A 24,002-nucleotide genomic window follows, 5' to 3' on the forward strand; every position below is an offset into this window, starting at 1 on the left:
CAGCCGACATCGCTACCCAGTTTTATAACTTAATTTATACTTTAATTATTGCTGAATTCCTAAATATAGGAAAACTTACTCACAGCCCGATCGCGGAATGTGTAGTTTTTTATCACACGTGACAAAGCAAGTTAAATGCGTTAGCTTAAAGTTCGATGTAAGCTGAAAACCACGCCGCAGCAATCCTGTTTCTGAAACCTAATAATTTTGGGGCAGTCATCCGCTGTATTTCAGATTCGGCAATTGTCACTGGCACATAATTTATTTCCGGATTTGAAATCCAACATCAGTGGTTATTAGTACATCAAGTACCTAAATAATGAAAACTAAAATGCCAAGTCAAAATTGCTTAAGTCCTACCGTCGTCTGTCCGATATCGGGACAGAGTATGAAACCGTGGCTATTGATACCCGGTGATTGGCGCAGACCTGCAAACAAAGAATCCTTTCAATTGTACTGGTGCGAAAAGTCACAACTTGGATGCATTCATCCTTTACCCGAAGTCAACAAAATCGCCAGTTTCTACGAGATTGACGACTACTATACTCATCATACAGACTCTACAGGTCCCGAGTCTTCCTCTTCTATTTCCTTCTTGGATAAATTACGCACGCATCTAGCTTGGCGTTTCGATCGCGGAGTAGATGTCACGAGTCAATGGTGGAAGCAACAGTTCGGGACTGCTTCCTGCTCGATATTAGAAATCGGTTGCGCCAACGGGTACCTGCTGCAAGAACTGCAAGCAGATGGTCACAAAGTCTGGGGTGTAGAACCCGATCGACAAGCTTTGGTTTTGGCCCAGCAGCGAGGTCTTGATGTATTTTATGGTACTGCTGAATCTTTGCCCCCGGAAGTCACGTCTACACAGTACGACATGATTGTGATGAACCACGTACTCGAACATACCAGAGATCCTTTACTTGCACTCCGCAATGCCATGCAGTTGCTCGTGGATGGCGGCAAATTGGTAATGGAAGTACCAAATAACTCTTGTATTGGGCTGAAGTCATCAGGGATTGCATGGATGCATCTAGATGTACCAAGGCATTTGTATTTCTTCACACCGCAGAGCTTCCGCGCTATCTGTGAAAAAGCGGGATTTGAGATAATTTCTACTGAGTTTAATGGCTACTATCGCCAATTTGCCAACAGTTGGATCGATGATGAAAGAAAAATTTTGAGTGTGTTCGATTCAATGGAATCCCCTCGGATGGTAAAGCCCAAAGAAAACAGTAAGGCCCAAGCTTGGAATCTACTGCTGAAAACAATTTTTGCGGCTGATGAAAACAAGTACGATTCGATCCGGATTGTAGCCCAAAAGCCATAGCAAGAGCGAGGTAAGGGCAATAAACTTTTGGTTTTGTATCCAGTTTGGTTACACAGTCACAATACTTTTGCGATCCCCTGCGATAATCCCCAAGGCCAGGAGTGCGCTCAAACCAAATGCGACTATTGACCCAGCAATCCACCTGACTCGATCGAGACTGACGCAGAAACTTTGTATGTAATGTGTGCAGTCGGGAGCTTACCACATAGATAAGGTAAAAATTGTTTTCGGGCGTAATATCGTTTCCGGTGGCATCGGAATAATATATTCGGATCATGTCAGTGGGAGCTTAATATCTCGCTACCCAAATCGCGAGCTCTTAAGCTCCCACTATAATTCCGATGCCACCGGATTTGATATCAGTTTTCTTGAATATGCGATCGTAGTTGCACCTCAAAAAGATTAGTTATATCATTTCCGGTTATACTCATATATGATGTTGACTGTTGACTGTTGACGGCGTGAACGCCGTGAACGCCGTGAAGTCGAATTTACTATTCCGATGCTAACGGATTTGATATTACGATGTGTTTGCTTTTTAAATTTTTTCTTGTGAGCACCGATAATTCACAAGAAACTTTTAAATTTCAACCATATAATACTTCTTCTACAGGTGGCGTGGCGTCTGTGGGGTCGAACTGTTTGATTTTCAAAGCTTGTAGCAAAAACAGCCAGATATAAAGCGGATTCAAAAAAACATACCGCTGCCAAAGGCGCCGAGGTTCCTTCATCATCCGAAACAGCCATTCCAAACCTATTTTAGATAAAAAGTCAGGAGATTTAGCCAAATTACCCGCATGAAAATCGTAAGCAGCACCTACAGCAATCAACGGCATTGATAAGTCGTCCCGGTATTCGTAAGCCCAGACTTCTTGCCGGGGACACCCCAAACCGACAAAAGTAATTGCTGCACCGCTGTTGCGAATTTGCTGTGCAATTTCTTGTTTCTCTTCGGGCGAAACGTGCCTAAATTTAGAAGGCTGAGATCCAGCAATAATTAACTTGGGAAAACGCTGGCAGAGATTGCGAGATAAAGCTTCCAGTACAGAAGCTTGAGATCCGTACAAATAGATAGGTAATCCCTCTTCTGCCGCACGTTCGCAAATTTGTAACATCGCATTCGGCCCGCAAACTCGATCCGGCAATTCCGTATGGTAGAGCCAATTTAACGCCCACCTGACCGGCTGTCCGTCTGGCAATACTAAGTCAATGTGATTAATCCGATAACGATGAGTGCTGTCGAGAACCCCAGTCATTACCCCGTGAACCGCGAGAGCAGAAACTGACATTGGTTTTCCGGCGCTGGCTGCCGCAATAATTTTGCTAACAGCCGCTTCATAATTAACCGCATTTACTAATATGCCCAGTACATTCTTTTTCCCTTTATCAATCATGGAGCACCTCTTTAAGTCAACGCTCGCGGTTACACTCATAAATCTCCCCTAAGATTTGTTTAACCTTGTATTCTTCAATCGTTTACCGAAATTCCCAGCACATTCTTTTGACCCCGCTCACTCATTGGCATCCTCTTTCAGCCAACGCTCGCGGTTACATTCATAAATCTCCTGTAAGATTTGTTTAACGTTATATTTCATTTTCCAGTTGGGATAGTGACTGGAAAATTTTGAATTGTCACTAATCCACCAAATGTGATCGCCAATGCGATTCCCTTCAGCATAAGTCCAATTAAACTTGCGTTCTGCAATGGCCTCGCACATCTGGATAGCTTCTAACATCGAACAATTGCTGTACCTGCCTCCTCCTGTATTATAAACTTGGGCGCTTTTGGGAGCTTTATAAAATTCATAAAATGCCGAAATTAAATCAGCGCTATGAATGTTATCGCGAACTTGCTTGCCTTTGTAGCCAAATACGGTGTAAGGAGTTCCCGTGACAGCACACTTCATCAAGTAGGCGAGAAAGCCGTGCAATTGAGCTCCTGAGTGATTTGGCCCCGTCAAACAGCCGCCACGAAAACAAGCGGTGTTCATATCAAAATATCGACCGTATTCTTGGACTAAAACGTCAGCAGCTACCTTAGAAGCACCAAACAAACTGTGCAGGCACTGATCGATTGACATATCTTCCCGAATGCCGGTTTCGTAAGTATGGCCGGGTGCAATTTCCCACCTGTGTTCTAATTCAATTAAAGGCAAACTGTTAGGCGTATCGCCGTATACTTTATTGGTAGAAGTGAAAATGAAAACCGCTTTAGGACAGTACAAGCGAGTTACTTCTAGAAGATTGAGAGTGCCGTTGGCATTGACGGTAAAGTCTATTTTCGGAGCACGGGAAGCCCAATCATGGCTGGGCTGGGCTGCTGTGTGAATTACTAATTCGATCGACTCGCCGTACCGCTGAAAGATATTGGTAATCGCTTCATAGTCGCGAATGTCCACATCTAAGTGATAATACTTGGTACCCAAAGACTTTTCGAGCAGTTGGCGGTTCCAGTTTGTAGAACCATCAGCACCAAAAAAGAATTGGCGCATATTATTGTCGATGCCAACTATATCTAAGCCTTGTTTGGCAAAGAACTTACACGCCTCAGAGCCAATTAATCCCGCCGAGCCAGTAATGATTGCAACGCCCACGTTTCACCGCCTGAAAAAATATAGTTTTTTGTGTTTTGCCCGATCGAACCCATCAGAAGTTATCCTGATTTTCCGTCGAATACATCTTCGCACAATTGGGCAAAAAATTTACCTTTGATATTCCAATCATAGATTTCTCTGACGCGCGTTTGACCCGCTCGACCCAAGCGAGCTCGCAATTCACTATCTTGGGCTAAACAAACTATAGCTTCTGCTAGACCTTGCACAGCGCGATCGGGTTCAGTAGCAGCCACTTTAATGCCCGTTTCGGCCGTCACTTGAGTAGCCGGGCCGCCCAAATCCAAACAAATCGTCGGACGGCCAACCCCCATCATTTCCGTGCAGACAAAACCGCCAGAGTCATGCAAACTCGGATGGAGGAGAACGTGAGACTCCCCCATTTTAGAAAGAGTTTCAGCGCGAGATAAAGTTCCCCAAAAAAATACTTTATTTGCCAGTCCCAATTCTGTTGCCAAAGCTTCCAAACGCTGCCTTTCCGGGCCGTCTCCCACAATCCAATATTCCGATTGTTCCAGCTTCGCCTCCGCAAATGCACGGAGTCCCAAGTGCACCCCTTTCCAGTGTAAGAGACGACCGACACTGATGAATCTAATTGGTTGCTCCGGCGGGGTAGGAAATTGCTCTAGTTCTTGAATTTCCTGCTGGGACAAACCGACTTGCGAGAAAATCTTCACATTTTTTGCTTTGAGAAATCGCAGTCTGGCTGCGGTTTCTTCCGTAGTTGCCAGCGCTACGGCACTGCGACGCGCCGTCAACCCCACAAACGGATCGCGTTCTCCTACGCTTTGAGCCAATGCTCGCAGCGTTTCGTAAATTTTGCCCCGGAGACTAAAATCTTGCCAAAAAGGCTTTGGTGCTGCTTCTGCACCCCCCACAGGCCCCCAAATAAAAGGATGTGGCAACAGCGCCAGGAAACTTGGAGACCAATGTTTGACATAAGTTACGTGATGTACTATGTCAAAACCGATTTCGCGATCGAGCTTCCGAGCGATAAAATAAGCCCAGATTTGCCACAGATAGTAGTGAAGTTGCAGCAATCCTTGTTTTCCCTTCCAATCTTCGCTCCACCCAAACGGATCGAAATAAACAAAGTGCAGGTTTGGCACTGGGTTCCGCTCTAGTTCTGCTTCAATGTACGATCGACAAAACGTGCGAGTAAATACCCAACTTTCGTGATGTTTAGCAGATTGGATAACAGTATTCCATCCTACTCCCTCTTCGGAACCCAGATTAGGTTCGCAAGCAAACGCAGATAATAAAACTTTCATTGCTCATTGCTGCTAATTGGTAATTGCTAATTTTTCCCTCTTCCCTCATCTCTATTCCATCTTCCCTCCATCCGTTAAATCCCTTACAAAATCCGTCACAGAACTGACTTCATCTATTCTCCATCAAAAAAGATGTAACTTCTACGTAAGCTTTAGCTGCTGTTTCCGGAGTTTTTTGAGAAATTATCTGTCGTGAACGCTCTCCCATCGACTCAATCAAATCAGGATTATCTAGAAAAATTTGCATTTTATCCGCTAATTCTTTAGCACTGCTAGGATCGAAAATATAACCGTTCTCCCCTGACACAATTAACTCATAGGAAGCTGCACCATTTGAACACAATACCGGTTTTCCAAACACCATCGCTTCGGGTACAACCATACCCCAGACATCCTCAAAAGTAGGAAACACAAAAATATCAGCTTGCTGAAAATAAGGACCCAAATTTCCATATTCCACCCATCCAGCCCAGCTCACCTGCTCTTCAAAATGTCGCTCTTTAATAAAAGCTTCCAGTTCTTCCCGCTGATCTCCCTTGCCAACAATCAACAGCGAATAATCTACATAACCTTGACTTTTAAGCATAGCGCAAGCTTCTAAAAGCGTTTTTATTCCCTTTCTCGCCGTGATGCGCCCTACATACAGAAAAATCGGGCGTTTTAACTGCAAATTCGGCGGCTGAGTTTGATCCAACCGTTTCAGCAAAGCTCCCGCATCAGGTACGAGATAAGTTCTGGTAAAAATTTTATCCTCCGGTACGTTTAGAACTTCCCTGAGATATTTTTTACCCGCATTGCTATTGGAAACAAAAGCATCGGCAAACCGCACGAGGATGCGGCGAACAAATGTCCTAAAACTGGAATCTCGAAAGTCTGTATTTGGGGAACTACCATCGTAAATAATCGCAATTCTCCACCTCATCAGCGGTTTTAAAAGCGCGACAATTACAGTCCACAAAGAGAAAGCTTGGGGAAAGACCAGATGAGGTCTAAATTCTAGCAAATAGCCGATAATACTAGGCGATACTACAATGAATCCGCGATCGTATCCTGTTTCTATCTTTTCCGTATCGATAAATTTAGTCTCCCCTACCAACTGAATTGCCGATGCTCCCGGAAGTGTCGGATCGAACCCCGACCAAACGCGGCCGGTGTAGAAAACAGTGTTTTTAAACACTTTTGAAAATTCTCTCAATACTGGCTGCCAATATGCACCCAATTCTACTTCCGGCACCAGCCAAGCGACGCGCAAATCATCCATGTAATGTTTACCTCGATTTCGTTTTTAAGCTTTAGGAATTGCGAGGATATTCCCTTCCTGCGGAGCGCTTACGCTTTGCAGCTCTCCGGTATCTTTAACAGTAAAAAACTCGTAACCCAAGTTTTTCAGAAAATTCCAGGCTCCCGCATCGGAGAGCTTGAATCTGTCAATTGCTTTTTCGTTAATTTCAAATAGCACTGTCGGCCGCATTTTGCTAAACAGTGACTTCGCACCCTGCAATACGTATTCTTCTGCACCTTCTACGTCCATTTTGATGAAATCTACCCCTTCGATTCCTTCGCGGTTCAGAACGCTATCTATAGTAGTGGTAGCTACTTCTTCGTAGGTCGTATTTTCGCTGCCATCGCCTCCTAGTGAATAACTGTTGGGAGCGTTGTCAATGTGGTAGAATTTCGCTGTTCCTTCTGTATCTGAAAGAGCTGATTTAAAGAGTTTGACTTGAGTCAAATTGTTGAGTTTTACGTTGCGATCGAGATTTTGATAACTCTCTTCTCCCGGCTCGAAGGAAAGAACTTTCCCCACATCTCCTACTAATTTAGCTGCTAAAACCGTATAAATTCCCGTGTTGGCTCCCGCGTCTACAAATACCGAACCAGGAGAGAGTGATCGCTCTAAATAATACAGTTCCGGCTCGTAATCTTCGCGCAGTACAAAAATGCCTGTCGAGCCGGCTTGTTTGAACTTAGCAGGCAAGAAAAAACGGCACTTCCACTTCGGAATTTCCACAGTCGCCGGAATCCGCAACTGGCAAAGGACGGCCCAATATATCGTGCGAAAAATAGCTGTCAAAGGAGCTTTTTTAAAAGCTCTGTGATTTCTTAGATAGTTCCATTTTGTTGTGAAATAACGGGAATTTGATTGCATCATTGTCAGTTGTTATAGTTGGTTAAATCCGCCCGCCACCCTGTATTCTTCAAGCAAGAAAATCTTTCACGCTCCTTTTAACTTAGCCACGAAAGACCTCCAAATCAACCTGCGGTATGGCAACAGCCAATATATCGGCCACAGCAAACCCCCGTACCGCTGACTGTAAACTTTCCATTCTTCTAGAGGTTGAAGCGTTACATCTTGCAGCGCTAAACCTTTGGGTTGGCTAACTTTTTGCAGTTGGTCGCTTAAAGGCTGAGCGGGCGTTTCTGTAGGTTTGGGATTGAGAGCGCAAGTGCCGATATAACCGGGAGCGATCCAAACATTACATCCTTGCTGTTTGGCCCGCCACCCGTAGTCATAGTCGGCTGCGTAGTGAATGAAAGCCGGGTCTAAATTGCCGACGGCTCGAACTACTTCTTTAGGAATTAAAACAAAATTCCCGTTCATAGTATCGCACGGCTGCGGGCGATCGATCGGTTCTACCGCTCGCAAATAAATCGGGTGCCACCACCTGCTCTGCACCATTCCTCCGTAAGTAAAATTACCAGTCTCCGGATCACAAGTAGAGCCGGCAACGATCGCCTTTTTTTCTCCCTTTTCACTTAACTGGCGGCTGGTTGTCAGCAGCGTATTTAAAGCCTCTGGAGCCAGTACCGTATCGTCGTTGAGCCAGAGGTAGTAATCCGGCTCGTCTTTCATGGCTTCGCTGAAAGCTATCCGCATTCCTCCATTCCAAAATAAATTGCCATCTCCAGAAAAAAGCTTGACTAGAGGATATTTTTGCTGTACTGCTTCGGCCGTGCCATCAGTGCTGCCATCATCTACCAGATAAACGCTAAGTGCAATTTCATTTGTTACTGTTTGCTGAAACAGCGACTCTAGAGTGGTCAAAGTCTTTAACTTGCGGTTATGACAAGTCATCAGGACTGCTATGCTGGTGTGCTCCATTTATCTAAAAGATTGGGCTGAGAAGTAAAAAATTGTCCTCGGACGATCGGCAATACCGATCGAGTTCGAGTCCTGTTCAATTATTAACTTAAGTTGGCCGCACCATCAAGAGATTTAATAAGAAATTTATTTATTTTAAAACCGGATCACCCTCAGAATCGTTACAAACTGTATTATCGATCGCTCATTACCCCACAATATTCGCTCGTAAACCCCATTTGCTAATTTATTTTGTGATTTTCCAACGCGGGCCGCCCTCGTAATTGCCTAAGACCTCGTGGTATAAATAAGCACAAAATGGTAAAAATAAGCACCTCGCACTCTCCGAAAATATACCAGTCATCCTGGCTTGATTCAATGAACACCATTACCGGCTTCCCAGACTTGTTCATATAGCTTTTTGTACTCGCGAGCTTGCACTTCTAATGTAAATTTCTCTTCAACTTTAAGGCGAGCGCTGCGACAGAGTTTTTGGTGTCTTTCGGGATCTTCTAAAACCCAAGCAATTCCTCGCGCTAAGTCTTCACTGTCATAGGGTTCAGCTAAATAACCGTTTTGTTGCCGATCGACAATATCTTTTAACCCCGTCACATTAAAAGCCACCACAGGCGTGCCGCAAGCCAAAGCTTCCGATGCCGTCTGACCAAAAGCTTCGTACCGCGACGGTACAACCATCACATCAGCCGCTGCATAAACTTTTGCTAAAGTTTCATCTTCCAACCGGCCGAGATAATGAGTTTTAAAACCAACATCGATCGGATTTTCAGGTTTAGAAGAACCGAACACCAAAAGTTCAATTTTGTCCTGCCATCCCGACTTGCTGAGCCTTTGCAAAGCCGGAACCAGCAGCGGAAAACCCTTCCAGCGATCGCCTGTTCCCTGCATCGCCCCAAACAACACCAATTGTTTATTTTGAGGCAAATTCAAACTAGATCTCACCTCCGGGCGGTTCAGCGGTTTGTAGACTTCAGCATCAAGGCCATTACCAATTACTTTTACTGGATATTTATTCAACAAAGAACTAGATTTCGCGCATTCAGCTAACCAATTACTCGGAGTTACCAAAGTCAGATCCAAATCTTGCCAAGATTGAGCTTTTCGCTGCCAAATCCAACGAGAAATATCAGCATCTTTAGTGCTGTGAAGCTGCGGACAAGCACCGCAAGCATCAAGATAGCGATCGCAATTTTCGCTGTAGTGACATCCACCCGTAAACGCCCACATATCGTGCAGCGTCCAAACGATCGGTTTATTAAACTTAGGCAGCGTTTCAATTTGCATATAGCCTTCACAAACCCAGTGCAAATTAATCACATCAGGATTAATTTCCGCAACTTCAGATGCCAGGGAATCAGGAACCCATTGAGGCGAAAAAATTACCTGACCCAGTTTTGGATAAACCTTTAACGGCAACCTATTTAATTTAGCTCTAATACCCTTAAATTTCTCCCCTAATTTAGTCGGCATCAACCGCACATTTTCATCATTACTAGACTTAGACCCTACCAAAATTTGGGAATTTACCCCCATACTTTGTAAACCATTGTGCAGGCGATAACTCGCTCTCGCCGCACCACCTTTAATATCATAATTACTTACCAGCAAAACTTTCATCCAAACATCCTTAACTCATGCTTACTTACTATTTCAAAAATTGTAGGAGTTTTCGTTGTACTTTCTTGACAAATTTCGGATCGTAATCATATAAAGTGTTTTCAGTAAAATTATCTGCTTGCAGATCCCGAATTGCAAAGGCTGGGTGTTTCATCGGAAATGTTATAGCTTCTACAGGCATATTACTATAAGGACTGTTCACATCCTCCGTATTAGTTCCCCCTACACCATGTCCGATATTAGAAGCTAAATTGACATTCGCAATAATATTCATACCATTTTGAATAAAACTAGCAAATGTCCACTGAAAAGCCCAACTCTGTAATTTTTTTTCATAACAAAGCTGAAAAGTATTTGTCCAAACTTTTACAGCATGGGAGTCTCCCAGTACATCCATCAAAAAATTACCATCCCGAATTTCCGGCCACAACTTCATATCTAAATCATAATGCTGCCAAGCTCGCCTCCAACTCGCCCAGCTCCAGCAGTGATTGTAGCGAGAAAAGTAGTAACTATAATCAGTTCTTTTCCTCCCAAACTGAACATTTTGACCAGAGATTGACAGAATCCGCCGATCGTCTCGGTAACGATCCAGCAATTCTTCAGCGAAGCGGAAAAAAGTAGGATGAGGGAGACAGTCATCCTCAAGAATAATTGCCTCTTCAACTTTATCAAACACCCAATTCATACCGCTAGAAACCCGCAGCCGACAACCGAGATTTACGTCTGAGTAATTCTTCAAGACTTCGCAGTCCCAATCTACTTGGTCAATAATAGCTCTAGTGGCAGCACATTCTCGATCTTCTCCAGGCCTATCTGGACGTGGGCCGTCAGCAATTACTAGCAATTTGGGAGGTTGGGCCTGACGAATTGCCTCAAATACTCTAGCCGTTGTATCTGGACGTTTGAAGATGATAAAAGCGACGGGTGTTTGGATTTGGTAATTGAACATTTCTGCGACTCTACTTTTTCTAGTAGTCTTCAACATCTGAATTAACAAGCTCAGCAGTCATCTGCGATTTAAAATTAAACCACTTCTGAAGCATCACAGCCGCTATGTATGCCAGTGTATCATTGCTAGTCTGATAGGGCAAAAATCTATAGCGAAAACTAGCCATTCTCGGGTCGCTTTCTTGGTATAAAATATCTTGAGCAAAGTTTCCCCAGCGCTCATCTATCAAATCAATTGTCATACCAGCATGAGCAGAAGGTAGCAGCATATTAGAGCCGTGAAGACCAATGACTAAGCGGCTTTGTGAATAAACACGGCATATTTCCTTTTCAACTTTTTCATTAAAACTATCCACTCTGTAATCTTCAATCCATGCTGGAAACTTGGTTTTTGTCCCCAAACCAGCTACGGCAAATTTTGCTTCTGGTACTTGCAACCTGATTTTCTCAAATAACTGCTGAATTTTCAAATTTTGCAATGGCAATGCCCTTTCTCGTTGATTTAGCTTTTTCAGAAATCGGAACAGCCCACTGTTAACTAATAAACGATCTTCCCGCCAAATAAAAGTAATTCTTGTTTCTGGTTCATCAAATTTGTGTTTGGGAACTCTAGTAAACCGCGTGATGTCAAACTGGCTAGGATGAGAATGGGCTTCGCTGACATAAATTTCATCAAAGCGTTTAGTTTCTTCCTCCACAAAGTCGGCGAAGCTGGGATAGTAATTTTGACCATTTTTTAAGGAAATAGGTACTGTCCAGACTTCCGCAACTCCATCGGGAACCATCCACCTTATAAACTTAGGAACTATCACAACTAACCCGCAGTCCGAGTTGCATTCTAAGTGCCTTTGTGCATTTAGCAACTTCAGCAGGGAATGACCATAAAGATGATCGATACAGTTTAAGATAATTACCCGCTTGCAGGGTTTAAAAATCTCTTTTACAATCTCAAGTTTTTCTGATTGAGGATTTTGGAGTGAATTGAGTAATGGTTTGCCTAGCCATTCTTTTATGTTAGCAAGTTTGGCAAAAACTTCACCTTTGTTTCTATCAACTTGGACTGAGTTTCTGACTCCATGACCTACTCTCAACTCGTCGATTATTTCGCTACCACATCCCGCGCACTTACAGTCCAGAACAATATGTATCCCTTGCCACAAAATTTTTTTGGCATTGAGTTCAGTGTCGCAATAGGGGCAATTCGAGCGCTGTTCGATTTTAGGTTTAATTTGAATCACTTTACTAATCCTCTGATTCTACAAGCTGCCTTGTATAAGTTAAGCGAGCGCCAGATGAAAGTTGCGAATGGGCGCAATTCCTTAATCAAGAAATTGACTAATATAATTACGTAAAAATAAGTTATCAGAGTAGCTGTGGTTGCTCCCAAAGCTCCATACTTAGGAATCAGCAAAAAGTTCAACCCTACATTTAAAGTAGATCCGACTACAGTCAAATAAAGACCGTAGCGCAACTGACCTTCTATGTTTAAATATGTGCTCCGTGCTACTCCAAAGTTACTGCCAAATTGCGCCCAAACATAGATTCCCAGCACCGCTGCTGACTGTGCATATTTGTCACCGTAAAGTAGATGCACTATCCAGGGAGAAAATAATGATATCGGTATGGCAACTCCCAACCACAAAAATATCATTATATCAGAATAAATTTGAAATTTATTTAGATATTCTTCATAATTTGTCTTTCTCAAATTCGCTAATTTGGGAAAAATAGAGCTGGATATGATCATCGGCAAAAAATCGCAGATTTCGGAAATTTTAACAGCTGCAGCATAATAGCCCAGTTCGGCATTTTTATTCATCGCACCGAGCATTATCTGATCCGTTTTTGAGTACACATAAACTGCAAATCCCGACAAAATTATTGGCCAACTCTCCGATAGGAGTTCCTTACACTTTTCCCAACTGAAGTGCCAATCCTTAATTTTATTCCCCGTAAGCTTATAAAAATATACATAAGCGATTCCTACCAATGCGACCTCTGTCAATCTAACCCAGGCGAAGGCAAGCAGGGGGGCTTTAATTGTTACTAACGCAATTCTGACAGCAGCAACTAAAAAACATACCGAATTTTTAGCCAACACTGTATATTTTGACTGGATTTGGGACTGAAACCAAAAATTGATAGCCTCAAAAGCATTAAAGATAGTTCCTGCTGCGATGATACCTACCAGCCACCGAGTCAGAGTGTCGTTGGGCTTGAGTAGCCCAATCACGGTGACAGTTAACAACAAAGTGATGCAGCCACCAGTAAATTGCAGTCCGAAGGCAGTTCCCAGGGTCTCATTTTTGCATTCTGGGTCGCGAGCGATATTCCTCACTACCAGAGTACCCAACCCCATCGTTGCCACCGAACTAAACAGCGACACAAAGGCGATCGCGTAGTTGAGCAATCCAAATTGTGTCGGACCAAGATAGCGAGCCACCCAAAGGCCTACAAACAGACCTAGACCCATCTGCAAGATTTGGTCAGTGAACAGCCAAGCTATGTTGCTGAGTACCTGGCGCAGACTAGGGCCGAGCCTTTGACTCACCGCAGTTAACTTCTCTAGCATCAGAATATTTTAAATATTTACAAAACACAAACGCGGTTCTGGCAGAGTCGGCAATCTCGCAAAATTAGATTTGTTGCTCCTATAACAACATACCACAACTTGACCCACGATCCGCCCAATAAAGGTTACTTCAATGGACAGTGCGAGCTAAAGAACGCCTTTGAGGGTTACTGGTGCTACTGTTAGAACTATTGTTAGCATTATCTATCGCAAGTCGAACCGTCAACATTGTGTAACTCAGCCAAGGATTTCCTATATCTATAATATAGCCTTCTGTGATGTTGCTTATAATAATAGACACTAGAAAACAAATAGGCATTCCCGCTTCTTCCAGCGTGCTACGACTCAAATACCGAACTGCGTAAGCTAAATTGAGCAGCAACGAAGTCATCATTAAAATTAATCCCGGCCAACCGAAGGCTAACAAGATACCGAGCCCCCCATTGTGAGGATTTTTAGGTTGAAATCCACTAGGAGTATAAATAAAATAAGCAGGAGTACCCGCTCCTAACTTATCTTGTTGAAAAAATCCATCGTATCCGTAGCCAAACCAGGGGCGCTGATTGGCCGCAGCGATTAACTGCGGCCAGAATTCTGTCCGCCCAGTTAGAGTCAAGTCCTTGCCTAACCCACCTACAATAATATCCTCTAGGTTGTCTACGACAAAAACAGTCATAATTATGCTGAAAACCAGGAAACATATAATGGCAGTAAATGCCCACTGAAAACTCAACTTTTTTAGAAAATTTAGCGAAGAGACTGCAATTATTAATATGATAGTAATCACTAGAGCCGAGCCAGACTTATTAGCCCTCACCAGGTAAAATGAAAAGAACATCATTCCCAAAGCAATCCAGCGTTCTTTCTGAGTTTTAGCTCCTTGAGAATAATGCAAATACCAAAATGCCGTACATAAAGCTAAGACTCCCCCTAAAGAATTTTTAGATTGGGTTAAGCCGACAAAATCGCCTGCTCCAGGGGGTTGCATTACAAAACTTGCCAAACCGATTGCCGTGTATCCCCACCGCCAAAAACGAGATAGATATTCCCATTTATATTGGGCTGCAATGTAAAACCCGAAAGCAGTAAATCCTGAAAACGCTAGGCCTGCTCTTAGCGTTTTTTCAGGCACTATAGACCATAATGTAGATACTAATGGAAGTAATATATAAAGTAAGAAAAAAGGATTCATTATCAATATTTTGGCAAAAATATCTATAAAATTGCTACTAAAAGTTTTAATTCTTGAAATTAAAATCAATACTACCCAGGGGTAAAAAAAATAGGGTATGAGTTTTAATAGGCCACCTTCTGGATCTTTCAAATTAACAAAGTGCAAGTAATTAAAAGGAGGTTGTGTCAGGAAGGGAGAGATAAAAATATAAAGACCAGCAAAGCTTTTTTCTAAAGCTAAACCTATTTTTTTATAGCTAGCAAATTGAAATAATAGTAGAGTTGCCATCGCGAGTATAGCAATTAGCATCCATGTTAATGAAGAACTACCTAATATCAGCTCTTTTAGCATATTTGCTGGAGACACTGGTTCAGTCATAATTGCTTTCCTTTATCTAAAACAAGAGCGAATTATCTAGATATAAAATATAGCCGTCAACCCGCAACCACGCTAACACAGAAATTAGGCATAAAGCAAAAATACAGCATCGTTTTTTCGGCGATCGCTTAAAATAATGAGCTTTTTGCCCAGCACTAAAAAGGCTACACTTATATAAATCATAGTCAATAAAATTAGGTGGTGTATGGTTAACACCCATTTTCCAGGACAGATAGCCCGGTCGGTTGTGGGTGTTGTCTTGTTTGCTTCCACTGTCATCGCTGACGCCCGAAGCACCCCGGCACAACTTCCCATCCCGCTAGGCGCAGAGCAAGCCCAGAATGTTGCGCCCGTTACGAGATCGCCGGAAAGCTATAAACTCGGCGGCGGCGATCGCATCCAAGTAGAAATACTCGAAGTACCCGAACTCAGCCGCGGCTACGAAGTCCTTTCCGACGGTTCAGTCAACCTGCCCCTGATCGGCTTGGTCTCCATCCGCGGCCGCACCTTAGTAGAAGCCACCAACATCATCCGCAACGCCTACCGCCGCGTCCTCAAAGACCCCATAGTCACAGTCAGCCTCGTGGCCGCCCGCCCCCTCAACGTCGGCGTCATCGGAGAAGTCACCAGGCCCGGAAACTTCATTATCACCCTAACACCTGGCCCGGGAGCCTCGCCGAGTGTCCAGTACCCTACCGTCACCCAAGCGATCAGACTCGCAGAAGGCGTCACGGGTGTCGCCGACATCCGCAACATCCGCGTCCGCCGTCCCCAACGAGGCGGCCCCGATCAAGTGCTCAACGTCAACCTGTGGAAATTCTTGCAGGAAGGAGACATCTCTCAAGACATCATTTTGCAAGACAGAGACACAATCGTGATTCCCACAGTCGCCAACTTCAACCAAGCAGAAGCTCGTCAATTTGCGACGGCTAACTTTTCGCCACCCCCAGAAAAACCTCGATCGATCTCCATCGTTGGTCAAGTCACCCGCCCCGGCGCTTACGTCGTGATCGGTGGCAACACCACAAACAACCTCAGCCGCGAAGGTTTCCCTACCGTCATCCGGGCCATTCAGCTAGCCGGCGGCATCACCTCGGATGCCGACATCCGGCAAATCCAAGTGCGGCGCGTCACCAGAAGAGGCGAACAAATTATCCCAGTCAACCTGTGGCAGTTCCTAGAGTCCGGCGACGGCGCCCAAGATACCATCCTCCAGGAGGGAGACACGATCATCGTGCCCAAAGCTACGATCGTCAACCCCGCAGAAGCTGGTTTGCTCGCGAACACTAACTTTGCCCCCGCCGGCATTAACGTTTTTGTAGTAGGAGAACTCAGAACATCCCTCGATCCCTTGAGCCTCCCAGCTAATGCCACGCTGAATCAAGCTTTAATTTCCAGAGGATTTTTTGGGTACGAGAATACCAGAGCTAGAAGAGATAAAGTTGAGCTAGTCCGCCTGAATAACGACGGTACAGCTACTAAACGGACGATCCAAGTCGATTTAAGTCAAGGAATTAACGAAGAAACCAATCCTCAACTTCGCAACAACGACATGATTATCGTATCTCGCAGGGGTCTCGTCGATTTTGTCGATCGCATGAACGCTGTAATCGGACCTGTCGGGCCAGCTACGGGAGTGTTAAATTTTATAAACGTTCTCCGCTTTTTATTCAGGTAAGAAGGCGGCGGGTGAGGTGGATAATTCCTGGCAAAGGCTAGAATAAACTAAACAATAAGATTACCCAGCCGCGACCTGGCCGCTTCAAAAATATCAACCTCAAAAATATCAACCTCAAAAATACCCAGGCTGAATATGGATAGCAGACAAGATTACCAACCCTTCACACCCAAATCGAATGGCAAACTGCCGGAGTTATCTGCTCCGAACTACAGAGATCACTTCGTAGAGGAGAGAGAAGAAGAAAAGCTAGACTTGTCCTGGCTGTTAGGCGTCGTGCGCCGTCGCTTCCTGGTCATGGCAGCAGCCACAATTGCTTTGAGCGCCCTGGCAGGAACAGCGATCGTCCTCACGTCTAAACAGATTACGATCGAGTATGAAGGCTCCTTTTCCTTGTTGGTAGAACCAGCCACGGCTGAAGGTTTGCTATCCAAACAATTAAACAACACCCAAGCTGCCGACTTAGCAAGAATTAATATAGAAGGAATTAGCCTACTAGACTACGAGACCCAAATTAGGATTTTGCGAAGTCCCAGAATGATGCAGCCAGTGATTGAGGAATTGCGGGCTTGGTATCCCAAAATGAGCTATAGCGAACTGAACTCAAAAATGTCGATCAACCGCATCAGCTACACGAAAGATGGTAAACAGCAAGGCACAAAAATTTTACAAGTTCGTTACAAAGATTCAAACCGAAAAAAAATTTACACGGTATTGGATAAAATTTCAAAAGCTTATCTAGATTACAGCTTGCAGCAACGGCTGACGGGCATTAATCAAGGTATTAAATTTATAGATGCGGAGCTGCCCAAGCTCCGAGAAAGAGTAGAAGTTCTGCAATTGCAAGTCCAAAGACTGCGGCAGCAGAGCAACTTGTTTGAACCCCAGCTAGAGGGAAGATCTCTGTCTGAACAAGTTCAAAGCATTCGGGGCAAGCAAGTAGAAATTAGAGTTCAGCTAAAAGGGATGCGAAACCTCTACCAAAGCTATGAAAAACTACTCAACGAAAATAATCCCCAGGGGCTGCTGATGACCCAAGGACAAGCTTACGGCGGACTCTTAGGTCAAATTCAGAGAATAGACTCGGAATTGTCATTAAAAGCAGCTCAGTACAGAGAAGACAGTTTGCCAGTTTTAGCGCTGCGAAAAAGTCGGGAAGAACTGATTTTAACCGCCACTAAACAAGCAAAAGAAGTGGTGATGGGAAATTTAGAGACCCAAATCAAAGAAATTGAAGCGCGCGATCGCGAAATGACCGCTTTGCAAAATGCTCTCAACCAAAAAATTAGAAACTTTTCAGTTACAACCCGACAATACGACAATTTACAGCGGGAACTGCAAGTAGTTACTAAGAGTTTGTCGGACTTCTTGGCAAAACGAGAAGCCTTGCGGATTGATGCGGCTCAGGAGCAAATACCCTGGGTGCTGATAAATCCTCCGCAAATTCCGCTAGACAAATTCGGCAACCCCATAACAGCTACCGTCAAACAAACCAGAAAACAGTTAGCGCTGGCAGTAATTTTAAGCAGTCTGCTTGGCATAGCAGTCGGCTTGCTCGTAGAGGTACTAAATACTGTGTTCCACACTCCAGAATCACTCAGAATGGCCACAAGATTGCCAATACTCGGGGTGATTCCGTTTACAAAGAAAGTCAAGCGCCGACCGCCAGCTAGACAGAGGAAACTAACATCGGCTCGATCGAACTTGAAAGTGGAAGTAGTCGAACCGGCCGAAGCTAGACATACTGGTTCGACGAGCGGGGGACCAAGTATTTTGAGCGACTTGGACTATCAATTTTTAGAAGCATTTCGATCGCTATACACGAACATTCACTTGCTGAGTGCAGGCACGGCAATTCGATCGCTCTTAGTCGGCTCAGCCGTAGCCGGAGACGGCAAATCTACAGTAGCTTTGCACCTAGCAGCCACAGCAGCAGCAGTCGGACAGCGAGTATTGTTAGTAGATGCAGATTTGCGTTGCCCGCAACTGCACGCTAAGTTAGGACTCCCAAACGTGCGTGGCCTGGGCGATGCCATCTCCACGGATCTCAGCCTCAACGACGCGATTCAACGAGCCCCGAACCAAGAAAATTTGTTCGTACTCACCGCAGGCCAAATTCCCCCCGATCCGATCAAGCTTCTTTCTTCCAAAAAAATGCAGTATCTAATGGAGCAATTTCAAGCATTTTTTGACTTAGTAATTTATGACACCCCGCCAGTAGCAGGCTTGGCAGACACCCACTTGATCGCAGCTCGCACAGACGCTACGATTATGGTCGTCCAAATTGGGCAAACAGACCGATCGCAAGTTCGCAAAGTTTTAGAAGAATTAAAAATTTCTGGAGCTTCCGTCTTGGGAATCGTTGCTAACGGCTGCAAAAACACCGGTCACAGCTACCGCCAGCGCCCGGTCGTTTTAGACACGCTCTACGACCAAAAACTATCGGCTTTAGGTACGAAAAATCCTAATTAGACAAATGTTGATGCAGGGAGCATCTCATATTTGTAAAAAAACTTCTTCTAGCTCCTTCCTTCTTCCTCTTTCCTTCTTCCTCTTTCCTTCTTCCTCTTTCCTCCTGCCTTCTGCCTCCTGCCTTCTGCCTCAAAACTCCAATTTCTAGCGGAGGGCTGCTTTCATTGAGATGCTCCCGTTGATGCAGGCAGCCGAGGGCCGCCGTCCTCAACCGGAAACGCACAACCAAGCTATACCCTGATTTTTTGATAATAGTACCATTTGAGAAAGAAAATGATAGACTAACGGACATAGCCTCCTGTGTCAACCGAGATTGCGCGGAACTTTAAATTTGGCCGAAATTACTCAGAAAATGATTGAGAAATCAGCAAAAGTGGGTAAACTACATTTAGCAGAGCGCAATCTCAATCAGGAAAAGACACCTTTGAAGGTGAACGTTAGTGTAAACGTTAATGAGAACGTTTCAACCCAGAAACTTGGTAGGGATTATTCTATGAGTACAGTTATGGTTGTTGATGATAGCGTCACTCTGCGGGAGATGATCGCCGACTTGCTCAAAGGTAGAGGACTCAACGTCACCGTAGCGAGTGATGGCGTAGAAGCTCTAGAGCAAATCAAGGCTAACCGCCCAGATTTAGTGGTTCTGGATATCGTGATGCCCCGGATGAACGGCTACGAAGTTTGTCGTCGGCTCAAAAGCGACCCTAAAACCCAAAATTTGCCGGTGGTAATGTGTTCGAGCAAAAGCGAAGAGTTCGATCGCTATTGGGGAATGAAACAAGGAGCCGACGCTTACATCGCCAAGCCATTTCACCCTCAAGAATTGGTCGGGACTATTAAGCAATTGCTGCGAGGTTGAGGTAGAGGAATAGGGACAGGAAAAAAATGTCTTGAGCGCTGATTATTTCTGCTCCCGCAGCCTCTCTAAACTACTCGATTGACAATAGTCCAAACATCGCCGTCCGATCGCACGTAGGGAACAGTAATACTCTTAAAACCCGTAATAAAAGGCTTGTAATAAACCTGCCAGTAGCTGGGACTAATTTGGTCGGCGATAGCTTTGAGTCCCTTCACTTCCGCCGCCAGTTCCGCCGCCAGTTCATTAATCCGTTCCGCGTGTCCCTGGGCTAGTAATCTTCCTTCTTCAACTTGCTCCTCCATCGGAGTGATTCTTTGCAACTTTACCGACTGCTGCTGTTTCTGACTCAGTTGAGCAGACAGAGCCGCGATCGCGTCATCTATCCCCTTGACTTCTGCCGATACTTGTGCTTTTTCCCTCGCGTGACGACGATAAGCATCGGCGATCGCTTGGGGCGAATCACCGGCTGGGACAACATCGGCAATACTAAGCTGCTGGCGTTCCAGGCGCAATTCCTCAATTTGAGAGTAAATTGCCTCTATATCTGTCTGAAGTTTGTCCACCTAATTATTACCGCGTGGTTGTTGGATATTTTAGCATATTAACACAAACCAATCACCTAATCGGCATAGAAATTGCATATTTTAGGCGGGCTAGAAGCAAAGCCCCACAAGCAGAAGTTGAAGAGTTTGAAAAATACAAATTTTTATATTTCTCAGTTGAGCGATTACGTCGATATCCAGTCGGGTTAATCAGGTGGTGTCCGGTAAAATCAGCATTATAGATTGGTAGTGAGGAAGGCAAGTACGAGCGAGTTTTACGAGGATTAAAGTCGCCACTACAAACACAATTCCCATTTACCATTTACCATTTACCATTTACCATTTACCATTTACTATTTACCATTTACCATTTACCATTTACCATTTACCATTTACCATTTACCATTTATTAAGAGATTTTTTTAAGTTGTTAGCCCTTGCTGCCTCAACTTGACTATAGTCTCTACCAACACATCGGGTTGCACAGGTTTAGACAGATGCCGATCGAAACCTGCAGCAAAAGCACGATCGCGGTCTTCATCCCTAGCATAAGCCGTCAGAGCGATCGCCCAAAATTTCCCTGTCTGCGTGTTCAAAGAACGCAGCCTTCGTAGCAGCGAATAGCCGTCTTCCTCCGGCATTCCGATATCGCTGACCACAACATCCGGCTCAAACTGCGAAGCCACCTCAAACGCCTCAGCAGCAGACGATGCAGCCCTGACAGTGGCCCCGGAATCCCCCAAGACAAACCTCATAAATTCCCGCGAATCAACCTCGTCATCAACCAGCAAAATCTTAACTCCCAGTAAATTACCAGCGCCAGCCAAAACCTGCGCTTCCTCGCCCGCGAGCGAATTTACCTGCATCGCGGGGAGACGGAAAGTAAAAGTCGATCCCATATCCAGTCCCGGACTGCTCGCCCAAACCGTGCCGCCGTGGAGTTCCACCAACTGTCGGACGATCGCCAGACCCAGCCCCAAGCCGCTATAATTGCGAGTAATCGTAGCATCCGCTTGGCGGAAAGACTCAAACACGTAAGGCAAAAAATTCGGTGCAACCCCAATTCCCGTGTCGGTAACAGCCAGCTCAACCTCCGAATCAACTCTCGAAAGCCGGATTTCAACTCGCCCCCCGCGCGGCGTAAACTTAATCGCATTCGTCAGCAAATTCCAAATCACTTGCTGCAAGCGGCCGGGGTCTCCTGATACCCAAAATTTCGGATTTAACGGAGATTCAGGATTGCCAGAAATCTCCCCGGCTTCGGAAAACTCTGCAGTCTCCAAGCCCAAATCTACAATTGCAAACCGTAAATTGATCGACTTAGCATCGGCGGCCAACCGCACCGTATTCACCGCTGCTTCCACCATCGAAATCAAATTTACCGCACAAGGATTCAAACTCAACTTGCCGCGAATAATTCTAGAAATATCCAGCAAATCATCAATCAATTGAGTTTGCAATTTAGCATTTCGCTCGATCGTTTCTAAAGCCCGCCCCGTAGCAGCCGGACTGAAACTGCGGTGCCGCAGCAGTTGCGCCCAGCCCAAAATCGCGTTTAAGGGCGATCGCAACTCATGAGAAAGAGTTGCCAAAAACTCATCTTTCATGCGATTTGCCTGCTGAGATTCCTCGTAAAGCCGGGCATTGTCGATCGCCCCCGACACCGCCTGAGCCAACTGCATTAAAATAGTTTCATCATCTTCGGCAAACTCCCCCTCATACTTGTCCGACAACTGAATCAATCCCAGATTTCTGCCGTCCCGAGTCGTCAGCGGTACAGCCAGCCAGCCCCGCATCGGCGGGTGCTTCCCCGCAGCCTTGCCGAACTCCCGCCAGGCCGGGTGAGCCTCTAACTCGCTTTGAGTCATTCGCATCGCCTTTTGCTGCTGGCAAACTTGTTGGTAAATGCCCGTACCGTCTGGCTCTTCGCAGTAATCTTGCCACGCGGCGTATTTTTCTGACATGGAAAACTTGCTAATTCCCGCATCCCAGTTGGCGGCTGGGTTGAGGTTGACCGCTACCTGGTGGACTTCCAGAATTTGGCGGGCGCTATCGGCAGCTAACTGAAGTATTTCTGCCACCGACAGCGTGGAGTTGATAGCAACTGACGCGGAGGTTAACTTTTGCAGGCGGCGCAAATACGACCGCTCGCGGGCCAACGCGCGGGAGCGGTCGTATTCTAACTGTTTGCGATCCGTAATGTCGATCGCCACGCCGAACAGCCGAAGGGGTGTGCCCGATGGGTCAAAAACCACCCGCCCTTTGTCGTGAAGCCAAATCACTGAGCCGTCGGGGTGCACGTGGCGGTATTCCGACTCGTAGACTCCCGTCCCGCTGAGTGCGGCATCCAAATCTGCCAAAAAGCTTTCGCGGTCTTCTGGATGCACCGTATTCTTTTTTTGCTCAAAAGTACCAAAGGTGGTGTCTGGGCCCACACCCATCTGTGTTTCGGCATTGGACGAACGGCGGACTTCTCCCGATGCCACATCCCAGCTAAAAGCGATCGTATTAGCTGCTTCTAGGGCAAAGCGCAAGTTTTCCTCGCTTTCTTGCACCCGGGCTTCCGATAATTTGCGATCGGTAATATCCCAAACCACGCCGATCGATCGCACCGGTTTACCCGTATCATCCTCAAAAAATTTGCCCCTACTCGCGATCCAGTGCAAGCTGCCGTCGGGCCAAATGACTCTAAATTCGTATTGGTATTCTATTTTGTTTTCTAAAGCAAAGGCAACAGCCTGGGCGAGCGAGGCCTGGTCATCCGGGTGAATGCAGCTAAAAAACGCTTCGTAAGTTCCCGCAAAACTGCCTTTTTCCAGCCCGAATAACAGTTCGTGTCCCTCCGACCAAACCACCTCGCCATTTAATAAATTCCAATCCCAAGTTCCCATTTTCGAGGCTTCGATCGCCAACCTCAGCCTTTCCTCCGAAATTGCCAACTGCGCCGACGTTTTCGCGTATTTCTCGCGCAACTGCTGATTTTTCAAGCTTTCGCCCACTGCCGCCGCCAGCCGCTTTAAGTGTCGCCCTTTGAACACGTAATCGCTCAAACCCGCTTTCATAGCTTCGACTGCCACTTGTTCGCTGCCGCTGTCAGTACACATAATTACCGGACAATTTGGGTAGCGGCTGTGAACTTTGCGGAGAATCGTTAATCCGTCGCTCCAGTGCAGTTGGTAGTCGGTAATTACTAGGTCAAAACCCCCGGCGACCAGGATTTGTTCGAGAGTTTGGATATCAATAACCGACTTAATTTCTAAATCGGGAAAAGTTTTCCTCAGTTCTCGCTCGATCATCAGGCGATCGTTCGGGTTGTCGTCGATTAATAGAATAGACACCATTAGCCTTTTAGTTTTTGTATGGGCGCAAACATTCTTAACTTCCAGCCGGGAAGTCCCTCGGTATATTTAGAGGGGATTAATCTGAGCGCTACGCGAAGTACCCCGACTAAA

Annotated in this window: 18 protein-coding genes; 4 read left to right on the forward strand and 14 right to left on the reverse strand. The window is 45.4% G+C overall.

Annotated features, from left to right (window positions below; genetic code table 11):
• The first annotated feature begins 388 nt into the window (after nt 1-388).
• Entirely contained in the window at nt 389-1,327 is a 939-nt protein-coding gene (locus QUB06_RS23390) for a class I SAM-dependent methyltransferase (protein ID WP_333437313.1), read from the forward strand.
• A gap of 587 nt (nt 1,328-1,914) precedes the next feature.
• On the opposite strand, the gene QUB06_RS23395 is transcribed toward QUB06_RS23390, so the two are convergent.
• From QUB06_RS23395 to QUB06_RS23445, 11 genes are all read right to left on the reverse strand, one after another.
• Complete coding sequence (locus QUB06_RS23395) at nt 1,915-2,721, reverse strand: WecB/TagA/CpsF family glycosyltransferase (protein ID WP_333437314.1); 807 nt, start codon at nt 2,719-2,721, stop codon at nt 1,915-1,917.
• 117 nt (nt 2,722-2,838) lie between these two features.
• Nucleotides 2,839-3,921: an NAD-dependent epimerase/dehydratase family protein gene (locus tag QUB06_RS23400; protein ID WP_333150197.1), complete on the reverse strand. Its 1,083-nt coding sequence runs from the start codon at nt 3,919-3,921 to the stop codon at nt 2,839-2,841.
• Between the two features lie 59 nt (nt 3,922-3,980).
• On the reverse strand, nt 3,981-5,210 hold the full coding sequence (locus QUB06_RS23405) for a glycosyltransferase (protein WP_333437315.1): 1,230 nt from the start codon (nt 5,208-5,210) through the stop codon (nt 3,981-3,983).
• 109 nt (nt 5,211-5,319) lie between these two features.
• Nucleotides 5,320-6,471 carry a glycosyltransferase family 4 protein gene (locus QUB06_RS23410; RefSeq protein WP_333437316.1) on the reverse strand — a complete coding sequence of 384 codons (1,152 nt, stop codon included), beginning with the start codon at nt 6,469-6,471 and terminating at the stop codon, nt 5,320-5,322.
• Between the two features lie 24 nt (nt 6,472-6,495).
• Nucleotides 6,496-7,281 carry an FkbM family methyltransferase gene (locus tag QUB06_RS23415; RefSeq protein ID WP_333437317.1) on the reverse strand — a complete coding sequence of 262 codons (786 nt, stop codon included), beginning with the start codon at nt 7,279-7,281 and terminating at the stop codon, nt 6,496-6,498.
• 141 nt (nt 7,282-7,422) lie between these two features.
• Nucleotides 7,423-8,310, reverse strand: a complete 888-nt coding sequence (locus tag QUB06_RS23420) for a glycosyltransferase family 2 protein (protein WP_333437318.1) — start codon at nt 8,308-8,310, stop codon at nt 7,423-7,425.
• Nucleotides 8,311-8,664: 354 nt separating this feature from the next.
• Nucleotides 8,665-9,924, reverse strand: a complete 1,260-nt coding sequence (locus QUB06_RS23425) for a glycosyltransferase family 4 protein (RefSeq protein WP_333437319.1) — start codon at nt 9,922-9,924, stop codon at nt 8,665-8,667.
• Nucleotides 9,925-9,952: 28 nt separating this feature from the next.
• Nucleotides 9,953-10,876 carry a glycosyltransferase family 2 protein gene (locus tag QUB06_RS23430; protein ID WP_333437320.1) on the reverse strand — a complete coding sequence of 308 codons (924 nt, stop codon included), beginning with the start codon at nt 10,874-10,876 and terminating at the stop codon, nt 9,953-9,955.
• A gap of 19 nt (nt 10,877-10,895) precedes the next feature.
• Entirely contained in the window at nt 10,896-12,113 is a 1,218-nt protein-coding gene (locus QUB06_RS23435; RefSeq protein WP_333437321.1) for a hypothetical protein, read from the reverse strand.
• The gene (locus QUB06_RS23440; protein ID WP_333437322.1) at nt 12,110-13,447 is read right to left on the reverse strand and encodes a flippase; all 1,338 of its coding nucleotides are present in this window, start codon (nt 13,445-13,447) and stop codon (nt 12,110-12,112) included. Before QUB06_RS23440 ends, QUB06_RS23435 begins: the two co-directional genes overlap by 4 nt.
• A gap of 130 nt (nt 13,448-13,577) precedes the next feature.
• Nucleotides 13,578-14,999, reverse strand: a complete 1,422-nt coding sequence (locus tag QUB06_RS23445) for an O-antigen ligase family protein (protein WP_333437323.1) — start codon at nt 14,997-14,999, stop codon at nt 13,578-13,580.
• A gap of 205 nt (nt 15,000-15,204) precedes the next feature.
• Here QUB06_RS23445 and QUB06_RS23450 point away from each other — a divergent pair, with 205 nt between their 5' ends.
• On the forward strand, nt 15,205-16,677 hold the full coding sequence (locus QUB06_RS23450; RefSeq protein ID WP_333437324.1) for a polysaccharide biosynthesis/export family protein: 1,473 nt from the start codon (nt 15,205-15,207) through the stop codon (nt 16,675-16,677).
• A 135-nt stretch (nt 16,678-16,812) separates the two neighbouring features.
• The gene (locus QUB06_RS23455; protein WP_333437325.1) at nt 16,813-19,149 is read left to right on the forward strand and encodes a polysaccharide biosynthesis tyrosine autokinase; all 2,337 of its coding nucleotides are present in this window, start codon (nt 16,813-16,815) and stop codon (nt 19,147-19,149) included.
• On the opposite strand, the gene QUB06_RS23460 is transcribed toward QUB06_RS23455, so the two are convergent.
• On the reverse strand, nt 19,142-19,441 hold the full coding sequence (locus QUB06_RS23460) for a hypothetical protein (protein ID WP_333437326.1): 300 nt from the start codon (nt 19,439-19,441) through the stop codon (nt 19,142-19,144). The genes QUB06_RS23455 and QUB06_RS23460 overlap by 8 nt on opposite strands.
• Nucleotides 19,442-19,642: 201 nt before the next feature.
• On the opposite strand from QUB06_RS23460, the gene QUB06_RS23465 reads away from it, so the two are divergent.
• Nucleotides 19,643-20,008 carry a response regulator transcription factor gene (locus tag QUB06_RS23465; protein WP_039886668.1) on the forward strand — a complete coding sequence of 122 codons (366 nt, stop codon included), beginning with the start codon at nt 19,643-19,645 and terminating at the stop codon, nt 20,006-20,008.
• 65 nt (nt 20,009-20,073) lie between these two features.
• Here QUB06_RS23465 and QUB06_RS23470 read toward each other — a convergent pair whose 3' ends face one another.
• The gene (locus QUB06_RS23470; RefSeq protein WP_333437327.1) at nt 20,074-20,571 is read right to left on the reverse strand and encodes a hypothetical protein; all 498 of its coding nucleotides are present in this window, start codon (nt 20,569-20,571) and stop codon (nt 20,074-20,076) included.
• 401 nt (nt 20,572-20,972) lie between these two features.
• Nucleotides 20,973-23,891, reverse strand: a complete 2,919-nt coding sequence (locus QUB06_RS23475; RefSeq protein ID WP_333437328.1) for a response regulator — start codon at nt 23,889-23,891, stop codon at nt 20,973-20,975.
• Nucleotides 23,892-24,002: the final 111 nt, after the last annotated feature.

The organism is Microcoleus sp. D2_18a_D3 (assembly GCF_036702455.1).
Taxonomy (GTDB): Bacteria; Cyanobacteriota; Cyanobacteriia; order Cyanobacteriales; family Microcoleaceae; genus Microcoleus.